Raw genomic sequence first — 19,972 nt, 5'->3', positions numbered from 1 at the left:
GAATGAACGCGGCGCCTGTGAGTTTTTCGCGAGCAAGCTCGCTCCTACAAAAAGCCTTAAATGACTGGCATTAGGGCAGGCCCCCTCCCACATTTAGCCCGCGTTTATTCAGTTGAAAACCGAGTCATAGGCAAACAACGCCGGTGCCCCGCCGGTATGCAGGAAAATAATCGGCCCGTCTTCAAAACGCTGACGTCCGATACCGTCCAGCAAGCCGGCCATGGCCTTGCCAGTGTAGACCGGGTCCAGCAGCAGGCCTTCCTGGCTCGCCAATAGCTTGACCGCCGACAGGGTGCCGGCGTTCGGTTCACCATAACGGGGGCCGAAATATTCGTCCCACAGGATCACCTTGAACGCGTCAGGGAGGTCCACGCCGAGCAACTCGGCCGTGCGTTCGGCCAGGCCCTGTACTTTCGGGAACTGCGCTTCTTCGGTGCGCGATACGGTGATGCCGATCACGGGCAGTTGCGGCAGCACTTCACTCAAGGCCAGGGCCAGACCACTGTGGGTACCGGCGCTGCCGGAGGCCAGCACCACGGCGGCGAATTCGATACCGCTGTCTTCGATCTGTGCGGCCAGCTCCAGGCCGGCGCGTACGTAACCGAGGGCGCCGAGGGCATTGGAGCCGCCGATGGGCACCAGGTATGGCTTCTTGCCGTTGCTGCGCAGGCGATCGGCAAGGGCGTTGAGTTGGTCGTCGACGTTGTCGAGGTTTTCCACCAACTCTACCTTGGCGTCGAACAGCTCCAGCAGCAGGCGGTTGCCGTTGCCCAGGTAGTTGGGGTCTTCGGTGCCGGTGGGGTTTTCCAGCAGGGCGACGCAGCCCAGGCCGAGCCTGGCGGCGAGGGCGGCGGTCTGGCGTACGTGGTTGGACTGGATCGCGCCGGCGGTCACCAGGGTATCGGCGCCCTGGGCGATGGCATCGGCTGCCAGGTATTCGAGTTTGCGCAGCTTGTTGCCGCCCATGGCCAGTGGCGTGGTGTCGTCGCGCTTGACGTAGATGTCGCGTCCCAACCAGGTCGACAGCCGTTCGAGTTTTTCCAGGGCGGTGGCGCCGCCGAGCAGTTCCAGGCGGTTAAAACGGTCGAGCTGTTGCTTAATCATGGCTACGCACGGTGGTTAAGGGATGGAGCGACTATAGGCAGGCACTTTTCATCGGGCAACCGCCAATCGCTTATGCCTGATGGTTCTTAGCATCACACCATTGGTTCTTAAGGGCGGCCAGGGTGGATACCGTAAAGTGATGGCCATTACGTCAGGAGTGAATACCGTGAGTGAGCGTTCCAGCCATTGGCAATTACAGACCATCGTCAGCCAACTGCGCAGCGCCCGTGACCAGTGGCGAACACGCAATGGCCGCTTGAGCGGCGAGCATGGCGGCCGCGAATTGCCGTCCCGTGAAGCCGTTGCCCAGATTCTCGAGTCCCTCTGCGGTGCGCTGTTTCCGATGCGCCTGGGGCCTGCGGACTTGCGTGAAGAAAGTGAAGATTTCTACGTCGGCCATACCCTCGATGTCGCCCTGAATGCCTTGCTGGCCCAGGCGCGCCTGGAATTGCGCTATGCCGCGCGCCAGGGCGGCGAGGATGACAGCCAGATCGACGCCCATGCCATCCGGCTGATCCAGGATTTCGCCCTGGCCTTGCCGTCCTTGCGCAGTCTGTTGGACACCGACGTGCTCGCCGCCTACCACGGCGACCCGGCCGCGCGCAGCGTGGATGAAGTGCTGCTGTGCTACCCGGGGATCCTCGCGGTGATTCACCACCGCCTGGCCCACCACCTGTACCGCGCCGGCTTGCCGCTGCTGGCACGGATCAGCGCGGAAATCGCCCACTCGGCCACCGGCATCGATATCCACCCCGGCGCACAGATCGGCCCGAGCTTCTTCATCGACCACGGCACGGGCGTGGTGATCGGCGAAACCGCGATCATCGGCGAGCGGGTGCGCATCTATCAGGCCGTCACCTTGGGGGCCAAGCGCTTCCCGGCGGACGAAGATGGGCAGTTGCAGAAGGGCCATGCGCGCCACCCGATTGTCGAGGATGATGTGGTGATCTATGCCGGGGCGACGATCCTCGGGCGCATCACCATCGGCAAGGGCTCGACCATTGGCGGCAATGTGTGGCTGACCCGCAGTGTGCCGGCGGGGGCGAATATTACGCAGGCGAATCTGCAGCATGATGATGGGGCGCAAAAATAGCGCCGGTCTTAAAAATCGCACAAAACCCTGTGTGGGGGCTTGCATCCCGATAGCGGAGTGTCAGTCAAAAATGAATTGGCTGAACCACCGCCATCGGGGGCAAGCCCCCTCCCACATTTTGACGGCATTCCACATGGAGGCCGTATTTCAGTCAGCAGTCGCTGAACGATTTCCTTTGCTCACCCGTCATACCACTCAGCCCTGCGATTAGCCCCAAACCGCCTATTCATGTTTAACTTGAACGTTCGTTCAAGTTAAACCCGGTGGTTCGCTGCCCGCTCACAACAGGAGGCTTACCTTTGCTGAGTCCGTTTTATACAGCCACATCCCTCACTCTCGGGGTGCATCGTTCATGAGTGCATCGTCCACCCCATCCAGCGGCCTGGTGCGCATGAATGCGCCGGTCTTCTACTTTGCCGCCACCTTCATCTTGCTGTTCGGCATCACTGTCATCGCTATCCCGCAACAGGCCGGTGCCTGGTTGCTGGCGGCGCAAAACTGGGCGGCCAACACGGTCGGCTGGTACTACATGCTGGCGATGACCCTGTATCTGGTCTTCGTGGTGGTCACCGCGCTATCGGGCTACGGCAAGATAAAACTCGGTGCCGACCACGACGAGCCCGAATTCAGTTACCTGTCCTGGGCCGGCATGCTGTTCGCCGCCGGGATCAGCATCACGTTGTTCTTCTTCTGCGTGTCCGAGCCGCTGACGCACCTGGTGCAACCGCCCCAGGGCGAGGCCATGAATGCCGACGCCGCGCGCCAGGCCATGCAGGTGCTGTTCCTGCACTGGGGCCTGCACGGCTGGGGCGTGTTTGCCTTTGTCGGCATGGCGCTGGCGTATTTCGCCTACCGGCATAACCTGCCGCTGGCGTTGCGCTCGGCGCTGTACCCGCTGATCGGCAAGCGCATCAATGGCCCTATCGGCTATGCGGTGGATGGCTTCGGCATCATTGCCACGGTGTTCGGCCTGGGGGCCGACATGGGCTTTGGCGTGCTGCACCTCAATTCCGGCCTCGACTACCTGTTCGGCGTTGCCCACACCCAGTGGATCCAGGTCGGCTTGATCACTCTGATGATGGGCGCGGCGATCCTGGTCGCCGTGGCCGGCGTCGACAAGGGCGTGCGGGTGATGTCCGACATCAACATGCTGCTGGCCTGCGCGCTGCTGCTGTTCGTGTTGTTCGCCGGGCCGACCCAGCACTTGCTCAACACCCTGATCCAGAACATCGGTGATTACCTGGGCGCGTTGCCGACCAAGAGTTTCGATGTGTACGCCTACGACAAACCGAGCGACTGGCTGGGCGGCTGGACGGTGTTCTACTGGGCCTGGTGGATCGCATGGTCGCCGTTCGTAGGCCTGTTTATCGCGCGCATTTCCCGTGGCCGCACCATCCGCGAATTCGTGTTCGGCGTGCTGCTGATCCCGCTGGGCTTCACCCTGGCGTGGATGTCGATCTTCGGCAACAGCGCCATCGACCAGGTGCTCAACCACGGCATGGCCGCCCTCGGTCAGTCGGCCATCGATGATCCGTCGATGAGCCTCTACCTGCTGCTGGAAACCTACCCGTGGAGCAAAACCGTCATCGCGGTCACGGTGTTTATCAGCTTCGTGTTCTTCGTAACTTCCGCTGACTCGGGCACCGTAGTGCTGTCCACCCTCTCGTCCAAAGGCGGCAACGCCGATGAAGATGGACCGAAATGGCTGCGGGTGTTCTGGGGTGCGATGACCGCGCTGGTCACCAGTGCCTTGCTGTTTGCCGGCAGCATCGATTCGCTGAAATCGGCGGTGGTGCTGACCTCGCTGCCGTTCTCGCTGATCCTGCTGCTGATGATGTGGGGGCTGCACAAGGCCTTCTACCTCGAGTCGCAAAAGCAGATTGCGCAGTTGCATTCGCTGGCGCCGGTGTCGGGCTCCCGCAAGGGCACCGGCGGTTGGCGCCAGCGTTTGAGCCAGGCCGTGCATTTCCCGTCGCGGGACGAGGTGTACCGCTTCCTTGAGACCACGGTGCGTCCGGCGATCGAAGAAGTGACGGCGGTGTTTGTCGAAAAAGGCCTCAACGTCGTCACCCAGCCCGACCCGTCCAACGACAGCGTCAGCCTGGAAATCGGCCACGGCGAAGAGCATCCGTTCGTGTACCAGGTGCAGATGCGCGGCTATTTCACGCCCTCATTTGCACGCGGCGGCATGGGTTCCAAGCAGCTCAACAATCGTCGCTACTACCGGGCCGAAGTGCACTTGAGCGAGGGCAGTCAGGACTACGACCTGGTGGGCTACACCAAGGAGCAGATCATCAACGACATCCTCGACCAGTACGAGCGGCACCTGCAGTTCCTGCACTTGGTGCGCTGACGTTAAACTCCCCGCAAAGCCCCGTTCTACGGGGCTTTCTTAAACTTAATTTCATCCGTCAAGACGCTGTTTTGACGCGTAACTGTCATCTGGCCACTGCGTAATTGTGTGAAGCGTTTGACGCTTTCATTTCAGAACAGTGACGGAGACCGGTACCCATGAAGACGTTTTTAAGCCCTGTGGTGGGAGCCGCCATGGCGAGCTTTATGCTGTCCGCCCACGCCGATTTTATCGATGACAGCCACGCCGACGTGACCCTGCTCAACCGCTATCTCAACCAGCAGGGACGGGACGTGGTGGGCAGCAATGCCAAGGCCCATAGCATTCGGGATTGGGGCCAGGGTTTCGAGTTCAACTTCAAGTCCGGCTACACCGAGGGGCCGGTGGGCTTCGGCCTCGATCTGCAGGCGTTCTACGGCTTGAAACTGGATTCCGGCGGCGACCTCAACGACAAGGATCACCAGGGCCGCTACCCCGGCAGCATGTTCCCGCTGGACAACGGCAAATCCGCCGATCAGTTCGGCGTGCTCAGCCCGACGTTCAAGATGCGCTTTGCCAAGGATGAGTTGCGCGTCGGTACGCTGTACGGTAACAACCCGATACTCGCCAACACGGACGGGCGCCTTTACCAGCAGACCAATACCGGTGTGCAACTGGTGTCCAAGGATCTCAGCGACTTCACCTTCACCGGCGGCGATATCTTCAAGACCAAGATCCGCAACGAAACCGGCGACCAGGGCATGATCACCGCGGGCGGGACCAAAGAGAGCGACCGCTTCCTGTTCGGCGGTGCGGATTACACCGGCATACAGAACACCACTGTCAGCCTGTGGTACTCCAACCTTGAGGACTACTACCAGCAGTTCTTCCTCGGCGCCAAGCGCCATGACGCCTTGTCGGTCGGTGCGATCGATACCGACGTGCGCGTGTTCCGCAGCCTGGGTGTGGGCGGCAACGCCGACGGCGACAAGGACTTTGCCGCAGCGGGCCTGTACGGCGACGGCGTGAACAAGGGCCGCATCAACCAGTCCACCGTCAGCCTGCTGGAAAGCTATAGCCTGGACGGCCATACCGTCGGCCTGGGCATCCAGAAAAACAGCGGCGACAGCGACTTCCCGTACCTCGATTCCGGCCTTAACAGCGGTGACGCGCGCCAAGGCCCAGGCTCGGGTGCCGATACCCCGGCGCTGACCAACATGCAGTTGAACAAATTCCAGCATGCCGGCGAACGCACCTGGCTGGCGCAGTACAAATATGATTTCTGCAAACTCGGCCTCAACGGCCTGACCTTCTCCGCCGCCTACGCCCATGGCGATGACATCCGCACCGCCCAGGGCACTACCAGCGAATGGGAGCGAAACGTGGCGGTGGCGTATCAAGTGCCGACCGGCACCCTCAAAGGCCTCGGCGTCACGTGGAAAAACGCCCATGCCAGTCCGGACATTACCGGTGCCACCGTGCAGGATGAAAACCGCTTCTATGTCAGCTATGTCGTTCCACTCTGGTAGGAAATTGCTGTAAAACGGAAGGGCAGACTTAAGCGATTCAGCTGGTTAAAAGGCCTGGGAATATCGTTATTCCCAGGCCTTATTTGCCTACGTCCAAGAGAGGATTCGATGACTTACATTGCTGCCGAAAACCGCTATGAATCTATCCCGTATCGCCGCGTAGGCCGCAGTGGACTGGTGCTGCCGGCACTGTCCCTGGGGCTGTGGCACAACTTTGGCGACAGCACGCCGATCGACACCCAGCGCGCCCTGCTGCGCACCGCGTTCGACCTGGGGATCAACCACTTCGACCTGGCCAACAACTACGGCCCACCCTACGGCAGCGCCGAGATCAACTTCGGTCGTTTGCTGCGCGAAGACTTCAAGCACTACCGCGACGAATTGATCATCTCCAGCAAGGCCGGCTGGGACATGTGGCCGGGGCCTTACGGCCAGGGAGGCGGCTCGCGCAAATACGTGCTGGCCAGCCTGGACCAGAGCCTGCAACGCCTGGGCGTCGACTACGTGGATATTTTCTACTCCCACCGTTTTGATGCCGACACGCCCCTGGAAGAAACCGCCAGCGCCCTCGCCACCGCCGTGCAACAGGGCAAGGCGTTGTACATCGGTATCTCGTCTTACTCCGGGGTGAAAACCCGCGAAATCGCCGCGCTGCTCAAAGAGTGGAAGGTGCCGCTGCTGATCCACCAACCAGCCTACAACCTGCTCAACCGCTGGGTGGAAAAAGACCTGCTGGACACCACCGAAGAACTCGGCGCCGGAGTGATTGCCTTCACGCCACTGGCCCAGGGTTTGCTCACCGACAAGTACCTCAACGGCGTGCCGGCCGACGCCCGGGTCAACCGCCCGGGTGGTGGTTCGTTGCAGGCCAAGCACCTGTCTGAAGCCAACCTTGCCCACGTGCGTGCGTTGAATGAAATCGCCCAGCGCCGCGGCCAGAGCCTGGCGCAATTGGCGCTGGCCTGGACGTTGCGCGATCCGCGGGTGACCAGCGCGTTGATTGGCGCGAGCCGGCCGGAGCAGATCATCGAGAACGTCGGAGCGTTGAAGAACTTGAGCTTCAGTGCGGAGGAACTGGCGGAGATCGATCGGTTTGCGCAGGAAGGCGGAATCAACTTGTGGGAAAAGCCATCCAGCGCTGAATAACATTGAAAGCAAGCCCTCCTGTAGAGGGGGGGGCTTGCAAGTAGAACTGGCTGCTGATTTTGTTACTTTTTATTCGGGAAACCGAGTATTTCTGCCGTTTCGTTGAAAAAAGATTCGCGTGCAGATCGCTTCCTCAACTGTATATCTACTACCTGTGACTTGTCCGGGAGGTTGAAATAACCTTCGTCCAAGCTACAAAGGTTTTCTAGAATGTGTAGCGGCAACCCGAGCACCTGCCTTAGCTGAGATCGCGAAAGCACGTTGTTTTCAACAAGCATTTTCACTCCTCGCGTGATCAGCTGGGGCTTTTCGAAGTCAAAATCGCTGTCCATAGGCTCTCCCTTTACCCATCCTCTGGCAGATCTGGCTTTCCATAGTCTGGTGGTTGTGGTGTCGTTGATTATTTCTAGATCTAAACAACGCCTCACCATTGCGGCTACTGAGACTTTCCAGCGTGGTTTCAGAGCTAGCAACGTATCCAGTGTCGGCCAACGAACCTCTCGCAGAAAGCTTTCTGGGGGCATTAAAAAGGCGCTTGCAAATCGATGAGCTTGAGTTTCAAGAAGTGCGTAATTCGCGTCGTACTGCTCTTTGGATATGTACCTATGCAGAACGATATGTCCGAGCTCATGGGCCGCATCAAAGCGATTTCTGATCCCGTTTGCCTTATCGGCGACAAGTAAAACATATGGCCGTTGGTCCAACTCGTACCAATTCGAAACGCCATCCATTTTCAGGTGCCCGAGTGTGGTCCGAGCACAGACAATACCTGCACTCTCCAATACCTGAACGACGTTGGAGATAGGAGCTATCCCTAGTCCCCAGGTTTGACGGCATTTACTGGCCATCTGTTCGATTTCTTCGTCAGAAATCAGCTCGCAATTACGCTCTTCTAAATGCGGCACATTGACTTCAATAAATTCAAGGCTTTCTTGTAGTTTGTAAGAGATTTCTTGAAGCCACTCCAAGCGTACTTCCGCTATTTCCCGTGCGCTGGTCGTAGTGCTGACCTGCGATCGAAAGAAAAATGGAGTGTTCTCGCCAGTTGTGAACTGTTCCTCAAGTAACCAGTTTTCGCTGACCCCGAAAACTTCGCATAAGCGCTGGAAGGCGTCGGCCTCTGGGACCTGAAGCCCATTCTCCCATTTCGAAACGTTGCCAGAGGCGCGCCCCACCATCTCGGCGAGAGTGGTTTGCGTCATCCCAAACGCAAGGCGCAACTGCTTGAGGCGCTCTGACTGAAAGCCCGCGACTCCCGTTCTCATGGTCTACCTCTTGGCGTTTTGCTCATCATCAGCTTGGTCTTCGGTTTCTTCGGCGCGGCGCATCTTATCTCGCAATTTCACCAACTCAACTGGTTTCTGCTGAACCGCCTCATTATCAGAGTAGCTTTGAAGCAAATCCTCAAATGTGCAATTCATGTGGAAGCCCTTACCGTTGAAGTATGGTACGGCCATCATGATTGCGCGTGGCTCTGACTGATCCTCTGAGCTAGTTGGAGGTGCATGGACTACGACAAGCGCATGAATCAATTGTTCGGCTACGGTATGTTTGAGCCCATCGATCCAGTCCATTTGCGTGTCTGCAAGGGATTCATTTAACGTTTTGAGTTCGCTTCGGTGTTTTGCATCGCGGATTTCTCTCTGCCAAGGAAGCACCACCGCCGTGATTCTCAGTGAGCCGAGCTCAAGCAGCACATAATTGTGCCCCTTCGGATCTGTTGACTTGATTATCGGATTCCATCGCCTCATTCCGGCCAGGGATTCCTGGACTAGCGAATGCCGTAAGTGCCCTCGCAAATCTTCATGGGGGGTATGAATCAGCAGCTCCTGAGTTTCTTTCAAGGCTTTTTGAAAGGTTTGAGGAAGTAAAACTCCAAGCTCCTCGAAAAATTCTTTATTTACCTGTGCACGAATGAACCCTTGGATTTCTTGTTTTGTGACCACGTAATCACCACTCACTATTCGGTAAGCGGATTTTTACTCTATATTTATTCGTTATGGAAGTGAGGCACTGGTTTTTTATCCAGCCGCTGATCGTTTTCTAGAGGTTGGCTATTAGAACGGCACATCCCCAAGAATCGTCGCCCGATGCATCACCCGCCGTTGCGGCCGGTAGTCATCCACCGCGTAATGCTGGGTCACGCGGTTATCCCAGAACGCCACGTCGTTCTCCTGCCAGCGCCAGCGGAGGGTGAATTCCGGGCGTGTCGCGTGGGCGAACAGCAGCTTGAGGATCGCCTCGCTTTCCGCCGGTTCCAGTTCATTGATCCAGGTGGTAAACCCATCACTGACAAACAGCGACTTACGCCCGCTCACCGGATGCGTGCGCACGACCGGGTGCGACAGCGGTGGGTTTTTCCTGCGGGTTTCTTCCCAGCGCGACAGGTCTTCGGCACTGTTGCCAAAGCGTTCCAGCGGGAAGGATTTGGTGAAGTCGTGGGTAGCCGTCAGCCCATCGAGCAACCGCTTCAACGGCTCGGACAGCGCCTCGTACGCCGCGATGCCACTGGCCCACAGCGTATCGCCACCGTACGCCGGCAGCAGCTTGGCACTCAGCACCGCGCCGAGGGCCGGGGTGGGCAGGAAGGTCACATCGGTGTGCCATACGGCGTTGTCGCGTACGTCGGTGACGGCGGTGTCGAGGATCAGCACTTCGGGCTGTTCCGGCACGTTGGGGTAGATCGGATGGATGTGCAGGTCACCGAAGTTCGCCGCGAACCGCGCCTGTTGCTGCGGGGTGATCGGCTGGCCACGGAAGAACAGCACCGAATGGCTGAGCAACGCCTGTTCGATGGCATCGCGATGTTCGGTGCTCAGCGGCCGGGTAATATCGACGCCACTGATCTGGGCGCCCAGGGCGGTGCTCAAGGGGGTAACGGTCAGGCTGCTCATGCTGTTCTCACTCAATGTGCCTGGCCATGCCAAGGCACTAACTTACGCTGCAGGGCGCGCAGGCCCATTTCCATGGCGAAGGCGATCAGGGCGATCACTAGGATCCCCAGCACCACCACATCGGTCACCAGGAACTGCGCCGCCGACTGCACCATGAAACCCAGGCCGCTGGTGGCCGCGATCAGTTCGGCGGCGACCAGGGTCGACCAGCCCACACCCAGGCCGATACGCATCCCGGTGAGGATGTCGGGCAGGGCGCTCGGCAGGATCACATGGCGAATCAGCTGCGCACGGGTGGCGCCCAACGACTGCGCCGCCCGCAGCTTGGCCGGGTCGACGGTGCGTACGCCGGTCGCGGTGGCGATGGCGATCGGCGCAAAGATCGCCAGGTAAATCAGCAGCACCTTGGACAGCTCGCCGATACCGCACCAGATCACGATCAACGGCAGGTAAGCCAGGGGCGGAATCGGCCGGTAGAACTCGATCAGCGGGTCGAGAATGCCGCGGGCGATGCGGTTGGCGCCGATGGCAATGCCTACCGGCACGGCGGTCAGCACCGCGAAGCCCAGGCCCAGGCCGATCCGGCTGAGGCTCGCGCCCAGGTGCTGCCACAAGGTGGAATCCATATAGCCCGTGGTCGCCAGCAGCCAGCCTTTTTGCAGCACGGCGGAGGGCGGTGGCAGGAACAACGGTTCGATCAGGCCGGTGGCGGTGACGGCCCACCAGAGGGCCAGCAAGGCGACCAGGGTCAACAGGCTGATCCAGCGTGTGCTCAGGCTGCGCCGCACCGGGATAACCGCGTGCGCCACCGGCTTGGCAGCGGTGGCGGGGAGTTCGTAGCTGCTCATGCGGACACCTGCCGTTGCGAGAATACTTTGCCCAGCACGTGTTCGCGGGTTTCGATAAAGCGCGGGTCGGACTTGATCGCCCGCGCCGACTCACCGGCCGCATAGCGCTGGCCGAAGTCCAGGTGCAGGCGTTCGACGATCTGGCCCGGGTTGGGCGCCAGCAGGATCAGGTCGGTGGCGAGGAACACCGCTTCTTCGATGTCATGGGTAATCAGGAACACCGGCTTGGCCGTGCGCCGCCAGACTTGCAGCAACAGTTCCTGCATCTGCTCACGGGTGAAGGCATCGAGGGCGCCGAAGGGTTCGTCCATCAGCAGCACGCGCGGGTCGGCGGCCAGGGCGCGGGCCAGGCCGACGCGTTGCTTCTGGCCGCCGGAGAGTTGCCAGATGCGGCGATTGTCGAAGCCGGCGAGGTCCACCAGCGCGAGCATTTCCCGGGCGCGTACTTCGCGCTGCGCCTTGGGCATGCCGGCCAGTTCCAGGCCAAAACCGACATTGGCCAACACGTCCTGCCAGGGCAGCAGGGCGTCGTCCTGGAACACCACGCCACGTTCGGCGCTGGGGCCTTTGACCGGTACGCCATCGAGGGTGATGCGCCCGGCGGACGGTTCGACAAAGCCGGCAATCAGGTTCAACAGCGAAGTCTTGCCACTGCCGGACGGGCCGAGGGCCACCAGCAATTGCTGGGGCCCCAGGTCGAGTGAAATGTCGGACAGTACCGGTTCTGTGGCGCCTGGGTACTGTGCGCTGATGCGCTCCAGTTGTAGCAAGGCCATCGCGATGAACTCCTTGAATCAGTTAGTGATGAACTTGGCGCTAACGTATGGGGCGTAGTCCGGCAGCACGGCGTCGACCTTGCCTTGTTCCTTGAGGAACGCAGCGGTATCGGTCACGGCCTTGGTGGTCGGTGCACCCAGCAGGGTCACCTGGTCAGCGGCCAGCGGGTAGACGTTGCCTTGCAGCAGCAGCGGGATGTCGCTGGCCTTGGCGCCGGAGAGTTTCACCAGTTTGTCGACGTTGCCTGTGTCGGCGAGCCAGGCTTGTGGGTCTTTGCGGTAGGCGGCGTAGGCATCCAGGGTGACCTTGGCGAAGGCGGTGACGATTTCCGGGTGCTTCTGCGCGAAGTCCTTGCGCACGATCCAGGCATCGAAGGTCGGCGCGCCGAACTTGGCCAGCTCGCCGGAGGTGATCAGCACTTTGCCGTTTTCCTTGGCCACGCCCAGGGCCGGGTCCCATACGTAGGTAGCGTCGATGTCACCGCGCTTCCAGGCCGCGATGATCGCCGGCGGTGCGAGGTTGAGGATGGTCACTTTCGATGGGTCGATGTTCCAGTGCTTCAGCGCGGCCAACAGGCTGTAGTGGCCGGTGGAAACGAAGGGTACGGCGACTTTCTTGCCGATCAGGTCCTGGGGACTGTTGATCCCGGAACCATTGCGCGCCACCAGGGCTTCGGCACCGCCGATCTGGGTGGCAACCAGGAAGGTTTCCACCGGCACCTTGCGGGTGATCGCAGCGGTCAGTGGGCTGGAACCGAGGTAGCCGATCTGCACGTCGCCGGAGGCGATGGCGGCGATGATATCGGCGCCATTGTCGAATTTGCGCCAGTCGATCTTGGCGTTAGTGGCTTTTTCATACGCGCCGTCGGCCTGGGCAACTTTGGCCGGGTCTACGGTGGTCTGGTAAGCGATGGTTACATCCGCCGCCTGGGCAAACAGGCTGGCACCGGCCAGGGACAACGCGGCCAGGAGGCGCAGAGGGGTTAACAGTTTCAAGGGGAAGCTCCTCAATCAGGCGGCCGAGGGTCGGCGTGTGAGGAGACTAAATGATCTAAGAATCCGAAAATAAATAACATTTTCGAATTAGCTTATGGGCGAAAGGTTGAAGCGAATCTTGAGCTTGATGAGGGCAAATGTGGGAGGGGCAAGCCCCTCTCACATTTTGAGCCGGGTTCGGCTTCAGTTAGTTGCTGATGGCCAGAATGCTCGCCTGGTACGAGCCGACAAACACATCAAAGTCGCCCACTTCGTTCTGCTCCAGCTCAGCCTGCTGCGCCAGCGACGTGCGCGCCAGCTGTTCAAAGCGTGCCTGCTCTTCTGCGGGCAACGGCTCGCGGCGGAAGTACTCGGCGTGCACCTCGCTCTGATGCAGGGAGAACTGCGCGAAACTCTCTTTGCGCTCGGCCATCGCTGCCAATACCTGCGCCGAGGGGGTCAGGGACGGGTCCTTGACCTTGGCCAGTTGGGCGTCCAGTGCCTGGCTGTGTTCGGTGATGCCGTGGCTTTCATCCAGCAGCGCAGCCAGCGGGGCAATCTTCTCCAGCAGCTCGGTGGCCCATTCCTTCATGTCCACGGCCTGGCCCTTGCGCTGCAATTGCAGGCCCGGGCGCCGGCCTTCCTTGACCACGCTGAGGAAGTTGGACGTGGCGTTGCCGCACTCGTTGTCGGCGAACAGCGGGCTGTCGTTCAGCGCGCAGTACAGCAGGAATGCGTCGAGGAAACGCGACTCCGGCAGGTCGATGCCCATCGGCAGGAACGGGTTGATGTCCAGGCAGCGCACTTCGATGTACTGGATGCCACGGGCCATCAGCGCCTGGATCGGCCGCTCGCCGGTGTAGGTCACGCGCTTGGGGCGGATGTTGGAGTAGTACTCGTTTTCGATCTGCAGGATGTTGGTGTTGAGCTGTACCCACTCACCGTCCTTGTGGGTGCCGACTTCGACATAGGGCGCGTAGGGCGTTGCCACTGCTTCGCGCAGGCTGTCGGTGTAGCTGGCCAGGTCGTTGTAGCACGGCGTCAGGCCGGCCTGGGCGTTACTCTGGTAACCCAGGTCGCTCATGCGCAGGCTGGTGGCGTACGGCAGGTACAGGGTGTCGGCGTCGAGCACTTCCAATTGGTGCGAGCGACCACGCAGGAAACCCGCATCCAGGGCCGGCGATGCGCCGAACAGGTACATCAGCAGCCAGCTGTAGCGGCGGAAGTTGCGGATCAGCGCGATATAGGCCGTGGACTGATAGTCGCGGTCGGTGCCGACGAAGCCTTCAGTCTCCTTGAGCAGCGGCCACAGCTGTTCCGGCAGGGAAAAGTTGTAGTGGATGCCCGCGATGCACTGCATGGTCTTGCCGTAACGCAGGGCCAGGCCCTTGCGGTACACGTACTTGAGCTGTCCGATATTGGAAGTGCCGTAGTAGGCGATCGGGATGTCTTCCTCGGCCGGCAACGGGCACGGCATCGAGGGGCTCCACAGGTATTCGCTGCCGAGCTTGGTGTAGGCAAAGCGATGGATCTTGTCCAGGCTGCTCAGGGTGTCGGCCGGGTTGGGCAGCGCCGGAGTGATGAACTCCAGCAGCGATTCCGAGTAGTCGGTGGTGATCTGTTCATGGGTCAACGCGGCGCCCAGGGCTTCGGGGTGCGGCGTTTGCGCCAGGCGACCCTCACCGGTGACACGTAGGCATTCACGCTCGATGCCGTGCAAGCACTGCTCTAGCAGGGAGAGGTGTTCGCGCTTGCCGAGCAGGGCCAGGCGGCGGTTGAGAAGTTCGCTCAAGTTGGATTCCTTCACGCGTCAGTCGCCCCAATATGGGGGTGGGCAGGACGGTCTACAAGGGTGAAGTTAAAACTGGCGTGATCGCCTGGTTTTGAGTCGATTTGACCCGCGTTAAAAAAGCCTACTTCACTCCATGAATTGGGCTATAGCGCAGCAAGAAAATTCCGACGCTGTTATCGCAGCGCCGAAATTAACTCAAATCGGGGGCGGGGAGCTATAGGACAGCGAACGTGCCCTGTGCTTTTGCGACAAGTCTTTCGTCCTGATACACATCGGCCTCGACCACCAGCGTGCGCCGGCCGGCGTGAATCACGCGGCTGGTGCACAGCACATCGCCGTCTTCCACGGCGCGGATGTAGTTGATCTTGCATTCGATGGTCGCGCTCTGCTGGTCAAACCCATGGGCGCTGGAACAGGCCAGCCCCATGGTGATGTCCACCAGGCTGAAAATCGCCCCGCCGTGGAGCTTGCCCGCGCGGTTGCGCAGGTGCGGCTCCAGGGTCAGGGCCACTTCGGCAACGCCTTCTTCGAGGCGTTGCAGGCGGCAGCCGATCAGTTCGCTGAACGCGCTCTGGGTCAAACCGGCGGGGATTTCCATCAGCGTTTCTTCAACTGCTTGGCGTTGGCGAACAGCGAGGCCATGGCGTTGTTGCCTGGCGCCGCGGTGGCGGTTTCCTTGCGCAGTTGACTGTTTTCGGAGCGGTTCTGTGACTGGCGCGGTGCCGAGCCAGGACGTGCACCACGGGCGCCGTCGATTTTTTCGCCGGGGGTGTCGCCCATGCGCATCGACAGGCCAACGCGTTTACGCGGGATGTCGACTTCCATGACCTTGACCTTGACCACATCACCGGCTTTCACCGCTTCGCGCGGATCTTTGATGAACTTCTCCGAAAGCGCAGAAATGTGTACCAAACCGTCCTGATGCACGCCGATATCCACAAACGCGCCGAAGTTGGTCACGTTGGTGACCACGCCTTCGAGGATCATGCCCAGTTGCAGGTCCTTGAGGTCTTCGACGCCGTCCTGGAACTCGGCGGTCTTGAACTCGGGACGCGGGTCGCGGCCAGGTTTTTCCAGCTCTTGCAGGATGTCGGTGATGGTCGGCACGCCGAAGGTTTCGTCGGTGTACTTCTTTGGATCCAGGCGCTTGAGGAACGCGGCGTCGCCGATCAGCGAGCGGATATCGCGGTCGGTCTCGGCGGCGATACGTTGCACCAATGGATAGGCTTCCGGGTGAACGGCGGACGAGTCCAGCGGGTTGTCGCCGTTCATCACGCGCAGGAAGCCGGCGGCTTGCTCGAAGGTTTTTTCACCCAGGCGGGCGACTTTTTTCAGCGCGGCGCGGGTTTTGAACGCACCGTTTTCGTCGCGATGCGTGACGATGTTCTGCGCCAGGGTGGCATTGAGGCCGGAGATACGCGCCAGCAACGCTACCGAGGCCGTGTTCACGTCCACGCCCACGGCGTTTACGCAGTCTTCCACCACCGCATCCAGGCCGCGTGCCAGTTTCAGCTGTGACACGTCGTGCTGGTACTGGCCGACACCGATGGATTTAGGATCGATTTTCACCAGCTCTGCCAGCGGATCCTGCAAGCGACGGGCAATGGACACCGCGCCACGGATCGACACGTCGAGGTCCGGGAATTCCTTGGAGGCCAGTTCCGATGCCGAGTACACCGAAGCACCGGCTTCGGAGACCATCACCTTGGTCATCTTCATGGCTGGGTATTTCTTGATCAGTTCGGCGGCCAGCTTGTCGGTTTCACGGCTGGCGGTGCCGTTGCCGATGGCGATCAGGTCCACCGAATGTTTGGCGCACAGGGCGGCCAGGATGGCGAGGGTCTGGTCCCACTTGTTGTGCGGCACGTGTGGGTACACGGTGGCGTGGTCCAGCAGCTTGCCGGTGGCATCGACCACGGCGACCTTGCAGCCGGTACGCAGGCCCGGGTCGAGGCCCAGGGTGGCGCGTGGCCCGGCCGGGGCGGCCAGTAGCAGGTCGTGCAGGTTGTGGGCGAATACGTTGATCGCCTCGGTTTCCGCGCCGTCGCGCAACTCGCCGAGCAGGTCGGTTTCCAGGTGGGTGTAGAGCTTGACCTTCCAGGTCCAGCGCACGACTTCACCGAGCCACTTGTCCGCAGGACGATTCTGATTCTGGATGCCGAATTGTTGGCCGATCATGCCTTCGCACGGGTGCATGGTGCCCGGCAGTTCGTCGCCGACTTTCAGCGCGGAGCTGAGAATGCCTTCGTTGCGGCCACGGAAAATCGCCAGCGCACGGTGGGACGGCATGCTTTTCAGCGGTTCGTCGTGTTCGAAGTAATCGCGGAACTTGGCGCCTTCTTCCTCTTTGCCGGCGATGACGCGGGCGCTGAGGGTGGCTTCCTGTTTCAGGTAGTTGCGCAGTTTTTCCAGCAGGTTGGCATCTTCGGCGAAGCGCTCCATCAGGATGTACTTGGCGCCTTCGAGGGCGGCCTTGACGTCGGCGACGCCTTTTTCTGCGTTGACGAAGCGCGCGGCTTCGGTCTCCGGGGTCAGCGACGGGTCGTTGAACAGACCGTCGGCCAGTTCGCCCAGGCCGGCTTCCAGGGCGATCTGGCCCTTGGTGCGGCGCTTCTGTTTGTACGGAAGGTAAAGGTCTTCGAGGCGGGTCTTGGTGTCGGCGAGCTTGATGTCGCGTTCCAACTGCGGGGTCAGCTTGCCCTGTTCCTCGATGCTGGCGAGGATGCTGATACGCCGTTCGTCGAGTTCTCGCAGGTAGCGCAGGCGTTCTTCCAGGTGCCGCAGCTGGATGTCGTCGAGGCTGCCGGTCACTTCTTTCCGGTAACGGGCGATGAAGGGCACCGTGGAGCCTTCATCCAGTAGAGCGACGGCCGCTTCGACCTGTTGTGGGCGTACGCCGAGTTCTTCGGCGATGCGGCTGTTGATGCTGTCCATAAAACCACCTGAAATTCTGAAAAGCAGCCCGCAGGCCCGGAAAACAAGGCCTTGCGCGGCTGGTTGAGCGGCCCGACCGGCGCCGCTACCTGGGTCAAGAGGCAGCCTATTGACCCTCGAAATCGAAAAAATCACGACAAGCGGGTGAAAAAAAGCCCGGCATTAAACGGCAACGATCTGACGTTGCCCTGCATGAAGGCGCCGCATTATAACCAGCGTTCTGCTCTTGGGGGGTACTGCGCCAGTGGTTGGAAGGCGCGGGTTCGCTGGCAGTAGAGGAAAAATCTGCTAACAATGCACACGGTGCGTATAACGGCAGCTACGCCATAATGCGCGCCGAGATAAGAGGAGCATCCAATGAGCAGCACTGCACAAACTGCTGAAGGCGAAAAAATTCTCATCGTTGATGACGATCCGGGGCTGAGCAGCCTGCTGGAGCGTTTCTTCAACTCCAAGGGCTATCGTGCCCGCGCGGTGCCGAACACCGAGCAGATGGACCGTCTCCTGGGGCGTGAAGTATTCAACCTGGTCGTACTCGACCTGATGCTGCCCGGCGAAGACGGCCTCACCGCTTGCAAGCGCCTGCGCGGCGCTAACAACCAGATTCCAATCATCATGCTGACCGCCAAGGGCGATGAGCTGAGCCGCATCAAGGGCCTCGAGCTGGGTGCCGATGACTACCTGGCCAAACCCTTCAACCCAGACGAGTTGATGGCGCGGGTCAAAGCCGTGTTGCGTCGTCAGGCACCGCCGGTACCGGGCGCGCCGGGCAGCGAAGACGAAAGCGTTACCTTTGGCGACTACGAACTGTCGCTGGCAACCCGCGAGCTCAAGCGTGGCGACGAAGTGCACATGCTCACCACCGGTGAATTCGCCGTGCTCAAGGCCCTGGTGATGAACGCGCGTCAGCCGCTGACCCGCGACAAACTGATGAACCTGGCACGCGGTCGCGAATGGGACGCCCTGGAGCGCTCCATCGACGTGCAGATTTCCCGTCTGCGCCGGATGATCGAGCCGGACCCGTCCAAACCTCGGTATATCCAGACGGTATGGGGTGTGGGCTATGTGTTTGTGCCGGATGGCACCGCAACCAAGTGACCGATGATTTGCAGGGCGGGCATCCTGGCGCTTGACTCCATGAGGGTCGACGGGATGCCCGGCGTCTGCAATTCTGCGAGCGCCGCTCGTTCCTGCAAGGTGTCCAGCTGTCTTCTATGAAAACCCCTCTGTGGTTCCCGCAAAGTTTCTTCTCCCGCACCCTTTGGCTGGTGCTGATCGTCGTGCTGTTTTCCAAGGCGCTGACACTGGTTTATCTGCTGATGAACGAAGACGTGCTGGTGGACCGGCAGTACAGCCACGGTGTCGCCTTGACGCTGCGTGGTTACTGGGCCGTAGACCCTGAGAACCGCGAAAAGGTAGCCAAGGCCTCGACGTTGACCCGCGTTGACGGGGCTGGTGTACCCGAGGGTGAGCAGCATTGGCCCTACAGCGAGATCTACCAGCGCCAGATGCAGGCCGAACTGGGCGAGGACACCGAGGTGCGCTTGCGCATGCATGTTTCACCTGCGCTGTGGGTAAGGGCGCCGAGCCTTGGCGATGCCTGGATCAAGGTTCCGCTGTATCCGCATCCTTTGCGAGGGCAGAAGATCTGGAACGTGTTGGGCTGGTTCCTGGCCATCGGCTTGCTTTCCACAGCGTCCGCGTGGATTTTCGTTCGCCAGCTTAACCAACCACTTAAGCGCCTGGTGTTTGCCGCCCGCCAATTGGGCCAGGGGCGCAGCGTGCGCCTGCCGGTCAGCGATACGCCCAGTGAAATGACCGAGGTGTATGGCGCCTTCAACCAGATGGCGGAGGATGTCGAACAGGCCGGGCGCGAGCGCGAGCTGATGCTGGCGGGGGTGTCCCATGACTTGCGCACGCCCTTGACGCGATTGCGCCTGTCCCTGGAACTGATGGGCAACCATAGCGACCTCACCGACGACATGGTTCGCGACATCGAAGACATGGACGCGATTCTCGACCAGTTCCTGGCGTTTATCCGCGATGGTCGTGACGAGGTGGTGGAGGAAGTCGATCTCACGGACCTGGTGCGTGAGGTTGTCGCGCCCTACAACCAGAATGGCGAGCAAGTGCGCATGCGCCTTGAGCCGATCCAGCCGTTTGCGTTGCGTCGGGTGTCGATGAAGCGCCTGCTGAACAACCTGATCGGCAACGCTTTGCACCATGCCGGTTCGGATGTTGAAGTGGCTGCGTATGTGTCTGGCGACAGTGCTGCGCCGTACGTGGTGCTGAGTGTGATGGACCGGGGAGCGGGCATCGATCCGGACGAACTGGAGGGTATCTTCAACCCCTTTACCCGTGGCGACCGTGCCCGGGGTGGCAAGGGGACCGGTCTGGGGCTGGCGATCGTGCGGCGGATTGCGTCGATGCACGGCGGCAATGTCGAGTTGCGTAACCGCGAAGACGGTGGCCTTGAGGCACGGGTACGCTTGCCGCTTGGGCTTATGCTGCCAAGGGATGCGGTCTAGAAACAGCTGCAAGTTTCAAGT

Annotated in this window: 16 protein-coding genes; 6 read left to right on the top strand and 10 right to left on the bottom strand. The window is 60.6% G+C overall.

Features of this window, described 5'->3' with window-relative positions:
- Positions 1-108 precede the first annotated feature (108 nt).
- Entirely contained in the window at positions 109-1,104 is a 996-nt protein-coding gene (locus AC07OP_RS28050; RefSeq protein WP_065941087.1) for a D-cysteine desulfhydrase, read from the bottom strand.
- A gap of 166 nt (positions 1,105-1,270) precedes the next feature.
- On the opposite strand from AC07OP_RS28050, the gene epsC reads away from it, so the two are divergent.
- The 4 genes from epsC (at position 1,271) to mgrA (ending at position 7,204) form a co-directional block, all read left to right on the top strand.
- The gene (gene epsC / locus AC07OP_RS28045) at positions 1,271-2,197 is read left to right on the top strand and encodes a serine O-acetyltransferase EpsC (RefSeq protein ID WP_027607830.1); all 927 of its coding nucleotides are present in this window, start codon (positions 1,271-1,273) and stop codon (positions 2,195-2,197) included.
- Between the two features lie 391 nt (positions 2,198-2,588).
- Positions 2,589-4,550 (top strand): choline transporter BetT, encoded by a 1,962-nt coding sequence (gene betT, locus AC07OP_RS28040; RefSeq protein ID WP_168209042.1) that lies wholly within the window; start codon positions 2,589-2,591, stop codon positions 4,548-4,550.
- Positions 4,551-4,708: 158 nt separating this feature from the next.
- Entirely contained in the window at positions 4,709-6,058 is a 1,350-nt protein-coding gene (locus tag AC07OP_RS28035; protein WP_495102900.1) for an OprD family outer membrane porin, read from the top strand.
- 108 nt (positions 6,059-6,166) lie between these two features.
- Entirely contained in the window at positions 6,167-7,204 is a 1,038-nt protein-coding gene (mgrA, locus tag AC07OP_RS28030; RefSeq protein ID WP_092489293.1) for an L-glyceraldehyde 3-phosphate reductase, read from the top strand.
- A 62-nt stretch (positions 7,205-7,266) separates the two neighbouring features.
- Here mgrA and AC07OP_RS28025 read toward each other — a convergent pair whose 3' ends face one another.
- The 9 genes from AC07OP_RS28025 to AC07OP_RS27985 all read right to left on the bottom strand — a co-directional run bounded on the left by AC07OP_RS28025 (position 7,267) and on the right by AC07OP_RS27985 (position 17,423).
- Positions 7,267-8,469 carry a helix-turn-helix domain-containing protein gene (locus AC07OP_RS28025; protein ID WP_495102901.1) on the bottom strand — a complete coding sequence of 401 codons (1,203 nt, stop codon included), beginning with the start codon at positions 8,467-8,469 and terminating at the stop codon, positions 7,267-7,269.
- Between the two features lie 3 nt (positions 8,470-8,472).
- The gene (locus tag AC07OP_RS28020) at positions 8,473-9,150 is read right to left on the bottom strand and encodes a hypothetical protein (protein ID WP_495102902.1); all 678 of its coding nucleotides are present in this window, start codon (positions 9,148-9,150) and stop codon (positions 8,473-8,475) included.
- Positions 9,151-9,261: 111 nt separating this feature from the next.
- Positions 9,262-10,098 (bottom strand): taurine dioxygenase, encoded by an 837-nt coding sequence (gene tauD / locus AC07OP_RS28015; protein WP_495102903.1) that lies wholly within the window; start codon positions 10,096-10,098, stop codon positions 9,262-9,264.
- A gap of 11 nt (positions 10,099-10,109) precedes the next feature.
- A complete protein-coding gene (gene tauC / locus AC07OP_RS28010) occupies positions 10,110-10,946 on the bottom strand; it encodes a taurine ABC transporter permease TauC (RefSeq protein ID WP_495102904.1) in 837 nt (278 codons plus the stop codon).
- Positions 10,943-11,722 (bottom strand): taurine ABC transporter ATP-binding subunit, encoded by a 780-nt coding sequence (gene tauB, locus AC07OP_RS28005; protein ID WP_065925820.1) that lies wholly within the window; start codon positions 11,720-11,722, stop codon positions 10,943-10,945. Before tauB ends, tauC begins: the two co-directional genes overlap by 4 nt.
- Positions 11,723-11,740: 18 nt before the next feature.
- Positions 11,741-12,718: a taurine ABC transporter substrate-binding protein gene (gene tauA / locus AC07OP_RS28000; protein ID WP_027605154.1), complete on the bottom strand. Its 978-nt coding sequence runs from the start codon at positions 12,716-12,718 to the stop codon at positions 11,741-11,743.
- Positions 12,719-12,905: 187 nt separating this feature from the next.
- The gene (gene gshA, locus AC07OP_RS27995; RefSeq protein WP_495102905.1) at positions 12,906-14,489 is read right to left on the bottom strand and encodes a glutamate--cysteine ligase; all 1,584 of its coding nucleotides are present in this window, start codon (positions 14,487-14,489) and stop codon (positions 12,906-12,908) included.
- Between the two features lie 214 nt (positions 14,490-14,703).
- The gene (locus AC07OP_RS27990; protein WP_065925818.1) at positions 14,704-15,087 is read right to left on the bottom strand and encodes a PaaI family thioesterase; all 384 of its coding nucleotides are present in this window, start codon (positions 15,085-15,087) and stop codon (positions 14,704-14,706) included.
- A complete protein-coding gene (locus AC07OP_RS27985; RefSeq protein ID WP_495102906.1) occupies positions 15,087-17,423 on the bottom strand; it encodes a Tex family protein in 2,337 nt (778 codons plus the stop codon). The genes AC07OP_RS27990 and AC07OP_RS27985 overlap by 1 nt, the downstream gene beginning before the upstream one ends.
- Positions 17,424-17,780: 357 nt before the next feature.
- On the opposite strand from AC07OP_RS27985, the gene ompR reads away from it, so the two are divergent.
- Together ompR and AC07OP_RS27975 are read left to right on the top strand one after the other, a co-directional pair.
- Positions 17,781-18,521 (top strand): osmolarity response regulator transcription factor OmpR, encoded by a 741-nt coding sequence (gene ompR / locus AC07OP_RS27980; RefSeq protein WP_015373500.1) that lies wholly within the window; start codon positions 17,781-17,783, stop codon positions 18,519-18,521.
- Positions 18,522-18,637: 116 nt separating this feature from the next.
- Positions 18,638-19,951, top strand: coding sequence for an ATP-binding protein (locus tag AC07OP_RS27975; RefSeq protein ID WP_115487864.1), 1,314 nt, complete (start codon positions 18,638-18,640; stop codon positions 19,949-19,951).
- Positions 19,952-19,972: the final 21 nt, after the last annotated feature.

It is taken from the genome of Pseudomonas sp. GW821-FHT09D08 (assembly GCF_059416305.1).
This window is presented reverse-complemented; position numbering and strand designations above follow the sequence as displayed.

What these genes read in the sequence shown, in the direction of transcription:
- AC07OP_RS28050 (WP_065941087.1), bottom strand. Translation starts at nt 1,104, where the DNA reads ATGATTAAGCAACAGCTCGACCGTTTTAACCGCCTGGAACTGCTCGGC.
- tauB (WP_065925820.1), bottom strand. Translation starts at nt 11,722, where the DNA reads ATGGCCTTGCTACAACTGGAGCGCATCAGCGCACAGTACCCAGGCGCC.
- ompR (WP_015373500.1), top strand. Translation starts at nt 17,781, where the DNA reads ATGAGCAGCACTGCACAAACTGCTGAAGGCGAAAAAATTCTCATCGTT.
- mgrA (WP_092489293.1), top strand. Translation starts at nt 6,167, where the DNA reads ATGACTTACATTGCTGCCGAAAACCGCTATGAATCTATCCCGTATCGC.
- AC07OP_RS28035 (WP_495102900.1), top strand. Translation starts at nt 4,709, where the DNA reads ATGAAGACGTTTTTAAGCCCTGTGGTGGGAGCCGCCATGGCGAGCTTT.
- betT (WP_168209042.1), top strand. Translation starts at nt 2,589, where the DNA reads ATGAATGCGCCGGTCTTCTACTTTGCCGCCACCTTCATCTTGCTGTTC.
- AC07OP_RS28025 (WP_495102901.1), bottom strand. Translation starts at nt 8,469, where the DNA reads ATGAGAACGGGAGTCGCGGGCTTTCAGTCAGAGCGCCTCAAGCAGTTG.
- AC07OP_RS27990 (WP_065925818.1), bottom strand. Translation starts at nt 15,087, where the DNA reads ATGGAAATCCCCGCCGGTTTGACCCAGAGCGCGTTCAGCGAACTGATC.
- AC07OP_RS27975 (WP_115487864.1), top strand. Translation starts at nt 18,638, where the DNA reads ATGAAAACCCCTCTGTGGTTCCCGCAAAGTTTCTTCTCCCGCACCCTT.
- tauC (WP_495102904.1), bottom strand. Translation starts at nt 10,946, where the DNA reads ATGAGCAGCTACGAACTCCCCGCCACCGCTGCCAAGCCGGTGGCGCAC.
- tauD (WP_495102903.1), bottom strand. Translation starts at nt 10,098, where the DNA reads ATGAGCAGCCTGACCGTTACCCCCTTGAGCACCGCCCTGGGCGCCCAG.
- AC07OP_RS27985 (WP_495102906.1), bottom strand. Translation starts at nt 17,423, where the DNA reads ATGGACAGCATCAACAGCCGCATCGCCGAAGAACTCGGCGTACGCCCA.